Annotated in this window: 14 protein-coding genes and 1 pseudogene; 3 read left to right on the top strand and 12 right to left on the bottom strand. The window is 56.9% G+C overall.

All coding sequences use genetic code 11. The features are described 5' to 3' along the window. Positions 1-749: 749 nt before the first annotated feature. The 3 genes and pseudogenes from AACY02_RS25310 to AACY02_RS25300 form a co-directional block, all read right to left on the bottom strand. Positions 750-1025 carry a bacteriocin immunity protein gene (locus AACY02_RS25310; protein WP_339434270.1) on the bottom strand — a complete coding sequence of 92 codons (276 nt, stop codon included), beginning with the start codon at positions 1023-1025 and terminating at the stop codon, positions 750-752. Between the two features lie 7 nt (positions 1026-1032). Beyond that, on the bottom strand, positions 1033-2301 hold the full coding sequence (locus AACY02_RS25305; RefSeq protein WP_339434271.1) for an S-type pyocin domain-containing protein: 1269 nt from the start codon (positions 2299-2301) through the stop codon (positions 1033-1035). Between the two features lie 746 nt (positions 2302-3047). Next, a pseudogene (locus tag AACY02_RS25300) lies at positions 3048-3158 on the bottom strand (helix-turn-helix domain-containing protein); the annotation flags it as partial. A gap of 491 nt (positions 3159-3649) precedes the next feature. Here AACY02_RS25300 and AACY02_RS25295 point away from each other — a divergent pair. Beyond that, a complete protein-coding gene (locus tag AACY02_RS25295; protein WP_339434269.1) occupies positions 3650-3925 on the top strand; it encodes a DUF3077 domain-containing protein in 276 nt (91 codons plus the stop codon). A gap of 50 nt (positions 3926-3975) precedes the next feature. Here AACY02_RS25295 and AACY02_RS25290 read toward each other — a convergent pair whose 3' ends face one another. Together AACY02_RS25290 and AACY02_RS25285 are read right to left on the bottom strand one after the other, a co-directional pair. After that, entirely contained in the window at positions 3976-4656 is a 681-nt protein-coding gene (locus tag AACY02_RS25290) for an RES family NAD+ phosphorylase (RefSeq protein WP_339434268.1), read from the bottom strand. Beyond that, entirely contained in the window at positions 4653-5063 is a 411-nt protein-coding gene (locus AACY02_RS25285) for an MbcA/ParS/Xre antitoxin family protein (protein WP_339434267.1), read from the bottom strand. Before AACY02_RS25285 ends, AACY02_RS25290 begins: the two co-directional genes overlap by 4 nt. A gap of 333 nt (positions 5064-5396) precedes the next feature. Between AACY02_RS25285 and AACY02_RS25280 the strand changes: the two genes are divergently transcribed. Further along, positions 5397-6323 carry a LysR family transcriptional regulator gene (locus tag AACY02_RS25280; protein WP_339434266.1) on the top strand — a complete coding sequence of 309 codons (927 nt, stop codon included), beginning with the start codon at positions 5397-5399 and terminating at the stop codon, positions 6321-6323. On the opposite strand, the gene AACY02_RS25275 is transcribed toward AACY02_RS25280, so the two are convergent. From AACY02_RS25275 to AACY02_RS25250, 6 genes are all read right to left on the bottom strand, one after another. Then, on the bottom strand, positions 6240-6557 hold the full coding sequence (locus AACY02_RS25275; RefSeq protein WP_339434265.1) for an AzlD domain-containing protein: 318 nt from the start codon (positions 6555-6557) through the stop codon (positions 6240-6242). The genes AACY02_RS25280 and AACY02_RS25275 overlap by 84 nt on opposite strands. Next, complete coding sequence (locus AACY02_RS25270; RefSeq protein WP_339434264.1) at positions 6536-7252, bottom strand: AzlC family ABC transporter permease; 717 nt, start codon at positions 7250-7252, stop codon at positions 6536-6538. The genes AACY02_RS25275 and AACY02_RS25270 overlap by 22 nt, the downstream gene beginning before the upstream one ends. Continuing rightward, positions 7249-7626 (bottom strand): GNAT family N-acetyltransferase, encoded by a 378-nt coding sequence (locus AACY02_RS25265; RefSeq protein WP_175555635.1) that lies wholly within the window; start codon positions 7624-7626, stop codon positions 7249-7251. Before AACY02_RS25265 ends, AACY02_RS25270 begins: the two co-directional genes overlap by 4 nt. Before the next feature lie 79 nt (positions 7627-7705). Next, a complete protein-coding gene (locus tag AACY02_RS25260; protein WP_166218415.1) occupies positions 7706-8452 on the bottom strand; it encodes a 2OG-Fe dioxygenase family protein in 747 nt (248 codons plus the stop codon). A 231-nt stretch (positions 8453-8683) separates the two neighbouring features. Beyond that, positions 8684-9970, bottom strand: coding sequence for an OprD family porin (locus tag AACY02_RS25255; protein WP_339434263.1), 1287 nt, complete (start codon positions 9968-9970; stop codon positions 8684-8686). A 297-nt stretch (positions 9971-10267) separates the two neighbouring features. Beyond that, on the bottom strand, positions 10268-10936 hold the full coding sequence (locus AACY02_RS25250; RefSeq protein ID WP_339434262.1) for a DsbA family protein: 669 nt from the start codon (positions 10934-10936) through the stop codon (positions 10268-10270). Between the two features lie 256 nt (positions 10937-11192). On the opposite strand from AACY02_RS25250, the gene AACY02_RS25245 reads away from it, so the two are divergent. Next, positions 11193-13286 carry a TonB-dependent receptor gene (locus tag AACY02_RS25245; RefSeq protein ID WP_339434261.1) on the top strand — a complete coding sequence of 698 codons (2094 nt, stop codon included), beginning with the start codon at positions 11193-11195 and terminating at the stop codon, positions 13284-13286. A 131-nt stretch (positions 13287-13417) separates the two neighbouring features. On the opposite strand, the gene AACY02_RS25240 is transcribed toward AACY02_RS25245, so the two are convergent. Then, positions 13418-13630, bottom strand: a complete 213-nt coding sequence (locus AACY02_RS25240) for a hypothetical protein (RefSeq protein ID WP_339434260.1) — start codon at positions 13628-13630, stop codon at positions 13418-13420. Between the last annotated feature and the right edge of the window lie 314 nt (positions 13631-13944).

The following is a 13944-nucleotide window of genomic DNA, read 5'->3' as shown; positions in this document are numbered from 1 at the left end:
GGTCTGGCCAGACAAGAAACTGGGAGCCGATGGGCACTGTGATGTTGAACCCGGATCGGCAGCAGCAGACCGAGAAAAGAGCGGCATAGTTAGACGGCGACGCGACAACAACCTTGAAAAACGCCGTGGGTACTGGTTCGATACCGAAGCATCAGCGGATAGATGTTGTGTTCAACGCTAGCACCACTGCGGTTTTTGATTACCTTGTGGCAAGTCCTGATTGTAGACTTTACCCTTTTTATAAGTCGATTTTCAGTGGAAACCACTACAAAACCATGAAAACTACAGTTGAAAACCGCGTATTGAAATCATAACTTTTGGATTACAGGCTTCCGCTCTGGTTCGTACCTGGATCGCGTAAGAGGGTGCGAACCAGAAGTGCGAACCTGGTGCTGATACGCATCGGAGGGCGCGCACCAATCGTGCGTACCTGACTACGCACCAACGCCAAACAGTTCGCTCTCACAGGCGTTTCCAGCTCCCCGTGTGCGTGAAAACTTGCCGGGCGATGACTTCGCGCCCTGACCAGATGCGCGACGAACTGCGCGAAGCACGCCGGCCAGAACTAGGCGTCAGCCTTCCGTGGGGCGTTTCGGCAAAGAGGATTTGGTGCGTCGGTGACCAAGGGAGAGCGGTCACCATTGGTGGTCACCGCATATGGTCACCGCCAAGGTATCCACGCCGGATCTAACCAAAACGTGGATACCGGCCTTGAACTGACTGTGTGACCTCTACGACGTGACGAGTTGTTACTCGCTCTTGAACCCTGGCAAACCCTGCGCCGCTCGCCAGTCCTTCACGATTTGCGTGACGCCCTTCGGGGAGTTATCAGCACCAGGCTCCGGATAATAGATCAGGTCCGAGCCTGCTGGGTGTTCGCTGATTTTCTCGAAGTGCAATAGCAGCAAGTCAGCACGATCATCGTTTTCGGCCTCTTCATCTTCTATAGCGAGTTCTTCCAGCAGGGCGATGAACTCGGCCTCTGTGTACTCCGAAAAGCTGTTTTTCAGTAGTGTGTCTGTCATGGCTGACCTATTCGTTCCGGTGAATATCGATGTGGTTTCGCGGAGTGTTCACTCGCAGATTATCTACGTCGTAGACGCCGCCTCCCTCGGATACCTTCTCGAGGTGGTGAAGTTCGTATGACATTCTGCCGCCGACTCTATCGGCCTTGCGCACGCGTGGAGCCTTACCTTTACGCATACGCCCGACGTTTTGTTTGATGAACTGATCCGCCGCGCCTGACTCTGAAACGGCTTTCCAGAGGGCGGCCCTGAACGAGTCGAAGCTCTTGAATTCTCGTCCCCGCAGAGAATCTGCCACGTCTTTTGGAATTGGAACGCCCATTCCCGAGCTAGCCCCAATGAGCCATATCCCAAACACATCTTCGCCCTGTCCTGTGACTGTGCCCGGGGTTTTACGAACATTCATCACAATGTACAGCGGCTGCACACCGGAATCGGCCGGGAACACGAGGATGAAGTCTTTGTATTGGTCTGGGTAGATCGGGCTGACGATGATGCTGTCGGCCTGTTCGGTCGGCGGGTAGATCCAGATCTGTGGCGCTTGAGGTGCGCTCTCTAATGGCGGGATGCCGGAGGTGCTCGAGGGGTCAATCGCCGGCGTCCAGATGAGGGTTACGCCGTCGCCGAAGTCGGCTACTTGCTGAGATCCTTGCTGGACAAATTGCACGACAGGAATCATTTCCCAGTCACTGCGCTTCTGGGTGTTGTACCCGTACCCCTTCAGTGTTCCGTCGGCCTGCTCCTCAACATGGAGGCGGACGCGTGTGCGGGCCTTCGCCAGCGACTGAAGCTGTTCTTCGTTGTAGAGAGAACTGTCACCAAGGTTCGACGGCCACAATAGAGCGACTATCCCCGCCAATGTACCAGCGGCCACGCCGGCGGTGAGAACGCCGGTACCACCAGCAGCCCCCGTTGCAGCAGAGCCGGTTGCAACGCCCGCGCCCCCAGCAACTCCAGCCGTACACAGCCCGCCGCAAGAGGCAGCCGCGGCGCCAGCGCCACCCAATAGGAGAGTTCCTAGGGCGGCGGGTAAAGCACTACCACTGATTTTTTTCAGCGGGATGTTTCCCGCGGCATCGGTCTCACGCCCGCCGAGGAGGGAGAACTCTCCGTAGTTGGCCAGGGTCTCGACCGGGATAAATCCGGCAGGCTTTTTGTGATTGATCACACCGTCCGCGAGATCGCAGCTCTTGGCGAAGACACACCCTTTGCTGGCAGGTTTCGTCTCATTCTTCGTCGGGAGATCTTTGTATTCAGCCCAGCGCTGGGCGTGTATATCGACGGGCGAGACAAAGCACCAGCTATTGGAAATTGCTCGTTAGGCTAGCGACCTCGTTCGGTCTCGTTTTCCTGTACTTCGTTTTCACGCCAATTGCTTTCCGCGACAGGCAATTGACCATGCCACGTGGCCTAGCTTTTTGCATCGCGATTGCATGTGCATTTGGAAGTGTTGGAACGGTCAGTCAAAACCTCGATCAAGTGTTGTCTGGCTTGCCTTACGCGAAACAATCGTGCTTCTTGATAGGGCTTGGAGTAACCCTGGTCATGGCGTATCTGGCACTCAGATACACGCGTCGCTTAATAGAAACAGGTCGATTGAAGGACTAATTGTCGCAACTAGACCTTAGTGTGGAAATTAAGGGGCAGACCCATTTATAACCTCCACTGACCGCTACCGTTCGTCTGGTGCCGCACCATACAAAACGACGCCCCTGCAGAAATGCAGGGGCTTTGTTGTTTCTGGGGTGTTTATATTTTTAGCAGCGTTTCAGCTTCAGTAGAAATAGCGCCTCTCCTCCGCGCACGTCGATCTAATCGCCATACGCCCTTCTCCCACAAAGCACAGCTTTTGCCCAAAACGCGCGAATTTCCGCTTTTATGCCAAATTATGAACTGGCAATAATTATGGCGTGCCCATAAAACGTGTAATTGCATGAGCAGCGTTTCTCAGCTCACTGAACCGGCGGAGTCAATGGCAACCCGGTTTCCCAGTCCAAGAGTGCTTGATGCCTCGACGCTTTGTTCCTCCGCCGCAGAGAGCAGCATCTGCGTTACGCGCGCGGCCTCACCGGCCTTCATCTGACGTACAGACTCCAGTAAATCCTGCTGGAATTGGTCCAGTTCATCGACCATCGCTGATCTCCTCGTTCTGGTGTTTAGGAAGGGCTAAGGGCAAGTCGTAACCGACAAAACGCACGCCGCTAAATCCTGAGAAATGTGTTGTAACGACAAGCCAAGCAAAGCCACTACTGGCCACGATTGCGCGCCTGCCACTCCCCAAGCTACCGTCAAACCCGTCGCTGCCAATTCAGCGACCGGGCCTGAGAACCCGGGTAAGATACAGGCGCACCAGCGCCCCACCCACAATTGCCGGCGCTTTTTTTAGTGTCCGCATTCACGTGTTATGGCGGCTGTGCGTGGGAGACCTTCGGGTCTGCCGGGTTCCTGTATCTCCGGTTTCTCAGCCTGCGCATAGCTGCCACCCTTTCGCCTGAGAACGAAAATGGCGGCTCTCATTTGATACAGGGAGTTTCACAAATGAATGTCATTGATCCATCCGTAATCCGCCGCGCTGCCACACCGGTCACCTCACTCCACGCCTTCCGTACGGCAGGTGAAACGAAATGACCGACTACCTCGATTTGAAAACCCCAGGCCTTACGCACTTTTCCTTCCAGGCCAATCAAGCGCTGTTCCGCACCAATCATGGTGTTCCAGTGATCGCCGCCCTCTCACACGCCTCACACTTGCTTCACATCTCCAAACTACTGACCGCCGACTCCACAGTCTCGCGCGATCCTGATCTTCACGCTTATGCCTCGCAGTATTTGCAGGAGTTGAGCAAGGCGCTGATCGACGACGTGGTGAAAGTGCTGGATGCGCCAACAGCAAGCCATTGACGAAAACCATCGATATTAAGCCCTCACTATTTCGAGGGCTTTTTTGCGTTTCAAACCTGACTGATTTCAAACACAAACGAAATCCTGCGCTGACTCGCACTCCACACATACCGCAGATGCTTGCCCTGTTTCGGAATCGACACTGCCGGCGGCCTAAACGCGGCTACACATTCGTGGCCCGGCAGGCGGACGCTGTTGTAGAGCAGGCCCCAGGATTCGGACTCGCGCAGTTGCCGGGCAAATGCCTGGGACGGGCCATAGGCGTCTGGATCAGGTTGATGTAAGTCGGGAAAGCCGTGGCGAATATCGTGTAACGGTTTAACCACCCGATTAACGTAAGTCCGCATGGTCAACTCAAGGTCCGCTTCTTGGGTCGCCGCAAGAAATCGCTCCTGGTGATAACAAGTCTCGGCAATGGCCGCAGCCTGACTGCTCGCAGCGTAGTAGACGCCGAAGGTGCCATCGGTGAAGCGACTGCTTTTGCCGATGTGGGTGAACGCGGCCATTACCGGGGTCGAACCGGGGCCGGAGAGTCGGTCTTCGGGGCGTACGCGGGCGAGGACGCCGGCCTGTTCGATCAGCCGATCATTGGTCAGCGCTTCCAGCGCATAGGCGATTTCCAGGTCTTCGGGGTCGAGCACGTCCTCGAACAACGCAATCGGCGGGAAGCTGCTGTTGACGATCCGAAAGGCTTTCGGCCATTGCGGCTCCACCAGCGGCGGGGGCTTCAACCGCGCACCCCGTCGAGGTAACGGCGAACGTCAGCGATGTCGACCACCCTCCCCGCCAGCATGTAATCCAGCGCCGTCCGGCCATTGAATGGCGCGGCAGCATTGGGGCTGCTGACCCAGGTGTAGGCGCGTTCGCGGCTGTTGCTGAAGATGATGCTCAACGCCTTGTGAATGCCCATCAGATACGAGATGCGCTCCAGCGTGTCATGCGGCAGGCGTATGTTCGGCGGCAGGTGTTTGTACTTGTAGAACGTGGTGTTGCCGACGCCCCCCAGCAGTGTGCGCTGCTGCTCGGCGTTGCAACCCCAGCGCTCCATGAGGTTGAAGAAGAACTTCAACGCAACACGCCCGGCTTTGGGGACGTCGAGTTGTTCGCGCGGGGTGAGGACTGGGGATGAGGTAGGCACGGTCGCCTCCATTGATGGGTCACATACGATCCAGCCTAGTACAGGTATGGATATTTTTTATCTATTAATCCGCAAATGAATCAATTCGTCTCTTTTATCAAATCCTCGAAAGAGCCAAGAATTGTTATTCCGAGTCAGCTTTTTTTGACCTTCATCACCCCAACGTCACCAAAAACCCCGATCCTGTGTCAGCCTCCAGCCATCGGTGGAGACATCAATTCGCTACTAAACCCGCGACAACTATGCTCAGGTGCTGGAATATAGCCGGCATAAGACGCCGGACCGGCAGTCTCGTAAACAACAATACCCAGCCCACTTTAGAGGGCATTACCCATGGATAGCAGAACCTTACGCAACCTCATGCGCATCGTGCAGACCGGCTCTTTGTCGGCCGCAGCCGAGCATTCGTGCCTGACTGTGCAGGCGTTGGCCGCGCAGTTGAACAAGGTCGAAGAGCAGTTCGGTTTCCGCTTGTTTCGTCGTTCCAACAAAGGGCTGACGCTGACGCCGCAAGGCACTGAGCTGACGCCGTATATGGACAGAGTGCTGATTGCCACGCGACAGATGGAAGATAAAGTCGAGGCTCTGAAAGTGCCGGGGCAGCGTACGTTGAAGGTCGCGTTGAACAACACGTTGTCGCCGGACTTCAACCGGCGAATGATCGGGCGCCTGATTGAGGTGTTTCCCGATTATCAGATGGAGTTCAGCTACGCCGAGTCGATGGAAAACCTCAGCAAGCTGAAAAATGAGGACTTTGACCTCGCCGTGCTGATTGGCCCGCAGCGACCGGGTTTGCCGAGCATCGTCCTGCCCGAGGTGCAGGTGCAGGTGGTCGGGGCACATTGCGGCCAGGAGAATGATCCGCTGACGTTGCTGGGGGACAAGTTTCAGGTGCGTCCTGCGGAAGACTGTCCGTATTCCCACAGCTTCTTGCGTTTTCTCGACGCCGGTCTGGGCAATCACGAGAACGGACAGCGCATGGTCTACTCGTGCAGCGAAACCCTGACGCTGTCGCTCATCACGCAGATGGACGCGGTGGGCATGGTCTCGCGTGAGGCCGCGCAGAAAAACGGCCTGACGATTTTCCCCGGGTTCGAGGATTTCCTCGAGGTGCGCCTGGCGGTGAACAATCCTGAGTTGTCGAGCCAGGCGTTGAGCGATGTCGCCGCACTACCGCTACATGAACGAGCCGAGCGCAATGTACGCAGCCGTGCCAACCGCCACACTGAGAAAGAGGTTTTTGCTGAAATACGCACATAACAGCGTCGGAATCGCGGCATAGAATTCCGGGCGATCGAGCTGTAGGTGCTGATCCTTGATCAACAAGGGTGTCAGGCTGATCGCAGCGACGATCGCCACCGGCAAGTATTCCAGCGCCCGTGCAATAAACGGCGGCCAGTGCTCGGTGTTGACTTGCAGTGGCAGCGCGCGTGGCAGGAAGGTCACGGCCATCATCAGCGCGACCACCAGAATCAGGAACGTTTGGTCAGGCATACACCGACTCCGCAGCCCACAAACGTGGCGATAAACACATTAAACGGCGAGCTGCTGACCAGGCTCAGTGCCCCCATGCACAGCACGGCCGCCGCGGCGGCGATGAGTTTGTTGCGGGTGTTGCACAGTGACACCAGCACGTAGAGCATCATTGCGGTCAGTGCGTAATCGAGCTGGTATTTGATCAGGTGCGCCGCGTACTGCGCGCACACCGCTCCCAACAGGCCTCCGAGCACCCACGAGGTGTGGCAAAACAGGTTGAAGCCAATCAGATACCGCACGTTCACCGGTGCGCCGGTGCCCAGTTTCACGCTGTGAAAAGCAAAGGATTCGTCGGTCAGGCCACCGGCGTAACACCAGCGCTCCATGCGACTGAGGCCCATGGCACGCAGGGCCTTGGCCATGTACACCGACATCAGCATGTGCCGTGCGTTGATCAGGAACGTGGTCAGCACAATGGTGGTCAGCGACGCACCGCTTGAGATCAACGCCAACGCCGCAAACTGCGAAGCCCCGGCATAAACAAACAAGCACATTGCCACCGGCAGCCACATGGGCAACCCGGCATTCACAGCCATCAAGCCGAATACAAACGACACCGTGAAATACCCGGCCACCACCGGACTGGCTTCGGCAAAGGTGCGCGACGGCTGATGATTGACCATCAGCGGCGCACTGCCGGACGTTTCATTCATAGGTCCCTCTCAAATGTCCGTTCGCCGTGAGGCTCGCAAAAACCCTGGGCAGTCCAGAAACGCTTGCCCGCGAGGTTAGCATCGTCGACGAACAGAAACATCCGCAACACACCGACCCGCTTCATGTCGGACGACGCCGCCTCAACCAGACGTTGACCGACGCCCTGGCTGCGATAGCACGGGCTGACGGCCAGATGGTTGATCGTGCCGCGGCTGCCGAGCATGCCGCCCAACACCGCGCCGACGATTTCGCCGGCCACGTCGAAGGCGAGATAGGCCGTGGTGGTTTTCTGGATCAACACGCCGCGCAGACATTTGGCGTCCTGCCATTCGCAGAACGACACTTCGTCGAACTGGCGGAAGAAGCGCTCCATGGGTTGCGCATCCTTGGCCGTGGCGCGTCGCAGCACCACGGGCGTCGAACACTCGACGCCGTCGATTGGGGTGATCTGATTAGCGAACAATGTCGAAAGCGGTCCCGGGCCGCGAGAAGGAAATCGCCAGAATCTGCCGGTACGCCATGGCATGGGTGTGCGTGTTGCGCGCCGGGGTCACGTAGTGGCGCATGTCGCGGTCGAGGAAGTAAGTGGTGTCGAGAATTTCCTGGTAGGTGGTCGACGCCAATTGATGCTCGTGAATGTCGTACAAACGACTTTCCGCACCCTCGACATTGTTGCGCCCCCAGAAGTGCACACCGCTGAACGGATAACCGTCGCAGTGAATCCCTTCGGGGGTAATTTCCAGTTGTTTGCCGGGTTTGATCTCGATGCGGATCTGATGGATCTGGCACTGCCAGATTTCATCGTGCAGTTCTTCCGGCAACACGCTTTTGTACACTTCGAAATCGGTGTCGATCAGGCTGCGCATCACCGGCGACTCGATGACTTCATCAGAGAAATCCTGAAAGTGGCGCACCAAACCGCCGACATAAGCGTTGTTTTCCTTGGACTGCACGTAGGCGCGATGCTCGAGTTGCTTCAGTTCGCGCGTCTTGGGGTTGTACTCAAAGTCGCTGTAACGACGGTAACGCATGCCGGCTTCGGCCTGACCGTAGTAGCTGTCAGGCTCCATGTTTTCCCAACTTTTGGTCAGTCTGACGAAGTCGGCAAAATGACCGTAGAGATTGAAGTCACCACCCTGGACGTTGACATATTTGTCGCGCCGTAGCGATTCGCCCACTTCTCTGTTCAAAACGATCATTACCAAATTCTCCGCTGCGTTGAGCGGCCTAATCTATTAGGTGGAGAATTTGCGTCCATGAGAAAGAATTTCAGGCATTTAAAGCACTGCTTGAAACGAAGTTTGAAGTGGCTGAAAAACAACTTTCACATGACAAAAACACGGTTTTTTTCTGGTTTTCACCGGGAAACAGTCGAAAAAAAACCCCGACCAGTCGGGGTTTTTCTCAGATGTATTACACCTGTTCGATCATCAGAAGATGTTGATCGGGTAATCGACGAATACACGCACTTCGTTGCCGCTGACGTTGTACTCGCTGGATTTTTGCGAAACACGCAGGATCGAGCTGCGCAGTTTCACGCTCAGGTCTTTGGCCGGGCCGCTTTGCACGACGTACTTGAACTGGTTGAAGATTTCGCGCTCGGTGCCGCCTTCGCTGGTGGAGGTGGTGATGTTATCGCCACGCACGTACGCGAAGTTGTAGCTCAGACCCGGTACGCCGAAGGCGCCGAAGTCGAGGCCGTAGCCCAACTGCCAGCTGCGTTCGTCTTCAGCGTTGAAGTCCGACCAGTAGGAGTTGGCCAGGTAGATGGTGTTGCCACCGTCGCCGACGCGACCCTGACCTTTCTGATAACCGCCGTAGGCGTAGCCCAGGTTGCTGTCGCCGGTGGAGCGCTGGTGCGCCACGGTGAACGAGTGCGGACCGGTGGCGAAAGTGGCTGCCAGGCTCCAGATCTTGTTGTCGTCACCGGTTACACCGTTTTCGCGGACATAAGAGTTGTCCAGCTTGGTGCGATAACCGTTGAAATCCAGGGTCAGGGACTGATCCTTGTCGATCGGGAACACGTAGTTGGCGTTCACGTATTGTTTCTTCAACACGTCTTCAACGTCGGATGCGTAGAGCGCCGCCTTGAACTGTTCGGTGAACTGGTAGCTACCGCCCAGTACGTTGATCGATTTCAGACCACCGCTGTCACGGCCTTCAGCGCTCTTGCGCGATTCGGCGGTGAAACGACCGGCGTTCAGCTCCAGGCCTTTGATCTCTTTAGAGGTGATCAAGGTACCGGTGTAGCTTTCCGGCAGCAGACGCGAGTTGTCGTAGTTCAACACCGGCAGGGCCGGCATCTGGTCACCGTAGGTCAGTACGGTGTTGGACACACGGAATTTGACCGCTGCACCAAACCTGGACAGATCGTCAGCCGCGTTGCCGCTGTCGCCCTGTTTGAAAAAGTCGATACCACCGGCGCCGCTGCGGCCCTTGCCGCCGTCCAGACGCAGTGCGTAAAGACCGAAGGCGTCAACGCCAACACCGACGGTGCCTTGGGTGAAACCGGACGAGAACGTACCGATGGCCGCTTGGCCCCACTCGGCTTTGTCTTTGTTACCGTCTTTGTAATCACGGTTGATGTAGGCATTGCGCAGCAGCACTTTGAGGCTGCTGTCTTCTTGAAAACCCTTGGACTCGGCCTGGTCGTTAGCCATGGCCGACGTGGCGCTCAACATCCCCAGAGCGATCAGGCTGATTCGCTTGTTCAACATTTTGTTTTCCTTATTACGGGTTGAAACGCACTGTGTCGAACGGCTGAAACGGCGCTCATGCGCTCTTTTTTCACTCCGAAACAAAAAGACCCGCCCACGATAAAGTCGTGTCGGGCCTTCTTGTTATTTTTGAGTCATGGCGGTTGGCCACAGGCGTTGGGGCGAATCCTAGCCGCGCCCGGAACAATGTGTCAATTTCAAGAATCGTCTTTAAATAGGCAAAAATCGTCTAAGAAACGTAAATTTTCCGCTGACTGGTTGCTCGAAAATGCTTGCAGCCAGTGAATCGCGCACGTATCAGGCGCAACCGTCCAGTCCACAGAAGGCTGAAGCCTCGCCAACCCCTTCGCGGCCAATGGCCTCCCCCAACCATTGGGCAAAAGCCTGCGGCTTGCCCAGCCAGGGACTGATGTCGATGAGGGTAAATTGACCGTTCTGTTCCAACGCAAAAGTCGGAAATCCCTGCCCTCCCAGTTGGGCCAACAACCCACGACTGGCTTTTATGTGTGCCTCGGTATCAACCGATTCAACCCTGGACTGAAAGGGTTCCCCGACGTATCCCATTTGCTCCGCCAGTTCCAGGAGAACGGATTGATCGGCAATTCGCCGCCCCTCCACGTAATGCGCTGTCTGCAACCGCCCGAGCATCTGCAAACCACGCGCGTCGATGGCCTCTGCGGCCAGGACGGCGGCAATCGGAGGCGTCGAATCGAAAACGGCGGTGTGATCGCGCAGCAAACCTTCGAAATACGCCTCGCCAAACGGCTGCCCGGTGTATTCGGCGATGCGCCGGTCGTGGGGCATGACGTAATTGCGCAACTGTGGCGTCACGCGCTGGCGGTTGGTGCCGCTCATCATGCCGCCCGCATGGGCGATTACCGGCAACACGTGTTGCGCCGCTTGCACCAGCGGTTTGGCGCCGTAACACCAACCGCACAACGGGTCATAAATGTAGTGAAGGATCATCAGAGCGCTCCGGCAGGAAAGTGGGAAAAATCGATGCCGGCAGACTAGTGCTCAAGCTGTTGCAGAAAAACGCCGGAATGGCTTTCAGACTGTTTCGTGAATCGGGCGAATGGTGCAAATGATCGGGTGTATCCAGATAGACATAAATTGAAACAATCAGACCAGGGAACTTCTTCGGAATAATTAACGGAAGCAAATGCAAAGCATTACCATTCGCGCGCTCGATATTCTTCCCACCTTTCGGATGCGCTTTTCAATGCCTGCCCCGTTTCGTCTTACGCCCGTAACCCTTGGGCTTTCTGCTTTCCTGTCCAGCGGTTTTGCCTACTCGGCGACTGAACTGCCCGCCACCGCCATCAGCGCTGAAGCGCAAGCGGATGACCCGCGCGTCACCATCAGCAACACCGCGACGCGCACATCGACGCCGGTGCGCTATGTGCCGCAGGCCATCGACTCGATCAAAACCTCGAACGTCGCCCAATACGGCACCCACGACATCGGCGACGCCTTGAGTGGCATGCCCAACGTCAGCAGCAGCGCCGATACCCGCTTCGACAGTTTGCGCATTCGCGGCTTCGACGCCAGCAACGATTTCTATCTGGATGGCATTCGTGACGACAGCCAGTACAAGCGCGACCTGCACAACGTCGAACGGGTTGAAGTGCTCAAAGGCCCGGCCGCCGTGCTGTACGGCCGAGGCAGCCAAGGCGGGATCGTCAACCGGGTGAGCAAAATGCCGGTGCCCGGCCGCCGCTCGACCATCGAAGCCCAGGGCGGCAGCGAGGATCTGCGCAGTTTGTACGCCGATCTCAGCGCCGATCCGAGCGAGAACATCAGCCTGCGCCTGAACATGGGCAACATGGATGAAAACAGTTTCCGCGACGGCGTCAGCGGCAACCGTCAACTGTTCGCGCCGTCGATGAGCTGGCAACTGACACCCGACCTGAACTGGCTGGTGCAGTACGAATACAGCCGCTACAACCGCACGCCGGATCGCGGTATTCCGGGGGTCAACGGGCGTCCGGCGGAGGTGGGCCGCGACACGACTTACGGCAACGAACACGACTTCATCGACGACAAGACGCAGTCCTTGCGTTCAAAACTCACTTACGAACTCAACGACAACTGGCAACTGCGCCAGACCCTGGGTGTGTTCAAGCTCGACAGTGATTTCGACAACACCTACCTCACCGGATATACGCCTGCGACCCACAAGGTCACGCGCCAGCACTGGCAGCAGGACCTGACGACTCGCAACGTCTACAACAACCTGGAACTGGAAGGCGCGTTCGACACGTTCGGCCTGGAGCATCGCCTGCTCACGGGTATCGAAACCGGCAGTCAGCGCCGCGATCCAAAGCTGTATAACGCGGCCACCGGCCGGACGCCGGGCGCGCAAGCCGTGCCAGCGCTTGATCTGTTCAACCCCAATCGCGACCGGCGCCACACCGGCGCGATGCAGCGCTCAAGCAGTAGCCACACCGACGTCGAAAGCCGCGCGGTGTACGTGCAGGATCAACTGCGCCTGAACGATCAGTGGCAAGTGCTCGCCGGCCTGCGCTACGACACCTTCGATATCGAGTCGACCAACAAACTCAAGAACATGTCCGAAGACCGCGACAGCCACAGCACCAGCCCGCGCGTGGGTCTGGTCTGGACGCCGCTGCACGATCATTCCTTCTACGCCTCGTGGTCCAAGACCTTCTCGCCAGTGGGCGGCGGTCTGATCGGCATCACGCCGGGCGCGGCCGGTAACAGCAACGACCTGAGCCCCGAGCTGACCAGGCAGAAAGAAATCGGCGTGAAGAGTGACTGGCTCGATGACCGTTTGAGCACCACCCTGGCGATCTATGACCTGGAGCTCTACAACCGCCGCACCACCGATCCGAACGATCCAACCCTGACCATCATGACCGGCCTGCAACGATCTCGCGGGATTGAGCTCACCGCCACCGGCAAGATCGTCGGCAACTGGTATGTGCGCGGTGGCGTTGGTGTGCAGGATGCGAAGATCGAGAAGGACAACAACGGCCTCAAAGGCAAGCGCATCAACAACGTCGCCAAGCACAACGGTAGTCTTTTCCTGACCTGGAAACCGGAGATGGGCTGGTACGGAGAAACCGGTCTGACCCTGGTTGGCCAGCGCTATGCCGATAACGCCAACACCACCGTGCTGCCAGGCTATGGCCGTTGGGATGCGCTGGTCGGCTATCGCTTCAAGGACTGGGATTTGCGCGCGGCGCTGAACAACATCACTGATCGCGAGTATTACGCATCGGCCACCAGTCAATATCAAATCCAGCCGGGGGCGCCGCGTAGCGTGGTGATGACGGGCACCTACAGCTTCTAAATCAGCGCAAATCCCTGTGAGAGGGGGCTTGCTCCCGAAGGCGTCCTGTCAGTGTTCACACTGGATTTTGCAACGCCCATAAAAAAGCGCCGCCATCCCGGCAGCGCTTTTACCCATCGCTGTTGTTTTTCTTATCCTTGCATCACAGCCCACAACGCATCCAGTTCTGCTTCGCTGAACAGGTCAGCGGGGTAACGCTCGATCATCATCCGGCGCGGATCAGCTTCCCTGATCTGACGCGTTCCATTGGATTTTAACCAGTGCGCGACTACCTGGAGCGATTTGCCGTTGACGGCCATGGGGCGCAAAGTTCGTGCTCTGACTGTGTTCACTTCGGCGTTCATTTCGGCGCTCTCCCCCCGTTAATGAGCGGCTAAGTTATCCAAGGTTTATGACAGAACTGTTGAAGTTCTCCTCCCTCCCTAGTACTCAAGATTCAATACAAGAGCTATGCCAATGTTTCGCACTTGTCGACAAGCGGATACAAAGAAGCCCGCCGTCCAACAGGGCGGCGGGCTTCTTTGTCTATCATGTCTCGTCCTGAATAAGGTTTACACCTTCTGGCTTCTTATCAGGAGGGGGCAATGGATACGGGCGCAAAACGTAGTCAACGCGATTACACGCTGACTTTTAAATTGTCGGTTGTCGACCAAGTCGA

It is taken from the genome of Pseudomonas sp. EA_65y_Pfl2_P78 (genome assembly GCF_963970495.1).
Lineage (GTDB): Bacteria > Pseudomonadota > Gammaproteobacteria > Pseudomonadales > Pseudomonadaceae > Aquipseudomonas > Aquipseudomonas baetica_A.
The sequence above is the reverse complement of the archived record's forward strand: the minus strand, read 5'-3'. Positions and strand labels throughout refer to the sequence as shown.

Excerpts from the sequence above, each read along its gene's own strand:
- AACY02_RS25260 (WP_166218415.1), bottom strand. The coding sequence starts at position 8,452 with ATGATCGTTTTGAACAGAGAAGTGGGCGAATCGCTACGGCGCGACAAA.
- AACY02_RS25240 (WP_339434260.1), bottom strand. The coding sequence starts at position 13,630 with ATGAACGCCGAAGTGAACACAGTCAGAGCACGAACTTTGCGCCCCATG.
- AACY02_RS25255 (WP_339434263.1), bottom strand. The coding sequence starts at position 9,970 with ATGTTGAACAAGCGAATCAGCCTGATCGCTCTGGGGATGTTGAGCGCC.
- AACY02_RS25275 (WP_339434265.1), bottom strand. The coding sequence starts at position 6,557 with ATGCCTGACCAAACGTTCCTGATTCTGGTGGTCGCGCTGATGATGGCC.
- AACY02_RS25280 (WP_339434266.1), top strand. The coding sequence starts at position 5,397 with ATGGATAGCAGAACCTTACGCAACCTCATGCGCATCGTGCAGACCGGC.
- AACY02_RS25265 (WP_175555635.1), bottom strand. The coding sequence starts at position 7,626 with ATGGAGCGCTTCTTCCGCCAGTTCGACGAAGTGTCGTTCTGCGAATGG.
- AACY02_RS25250 (WP_339434262.1), bottom strand. The coding sequence starts at position 10,936 with ATGATCCTTCACTACATTTATGACCCGTTGTGCGGTTGGTGTTACGGC.
- AACY02_RS25310 (WP_339434270.1), bottom strand. The coding sequence starts at position 1,025 with ATGACAGACACACTACTGAAAAACAGCTTTTCGGAGTACACAGAGGCC.
- AACY02_RS25245 (WP_339434261.1), top strand. The coding sequence starts at position 11,193 with ATGCCTGCCCCGTTTCGTCTTACGCCCGTAACCCTTGGGCTTTCTGCT.
- AACY02_RS25270 (WP_339434264.1), bottom strand. The coding sequence starts at position 7,252 with ATGAATGAAACGTCCGGCAGTGCGCCGCTGATGGTCAATCATCAGCCG.
- AACY02_RS25295 (WP_339434269.1), top strand. The coding sequence starts at position 3,650 with ATGACCGACTACCTCGATTTGAAAACCCCAGGCCTTACGCACTTTTCC.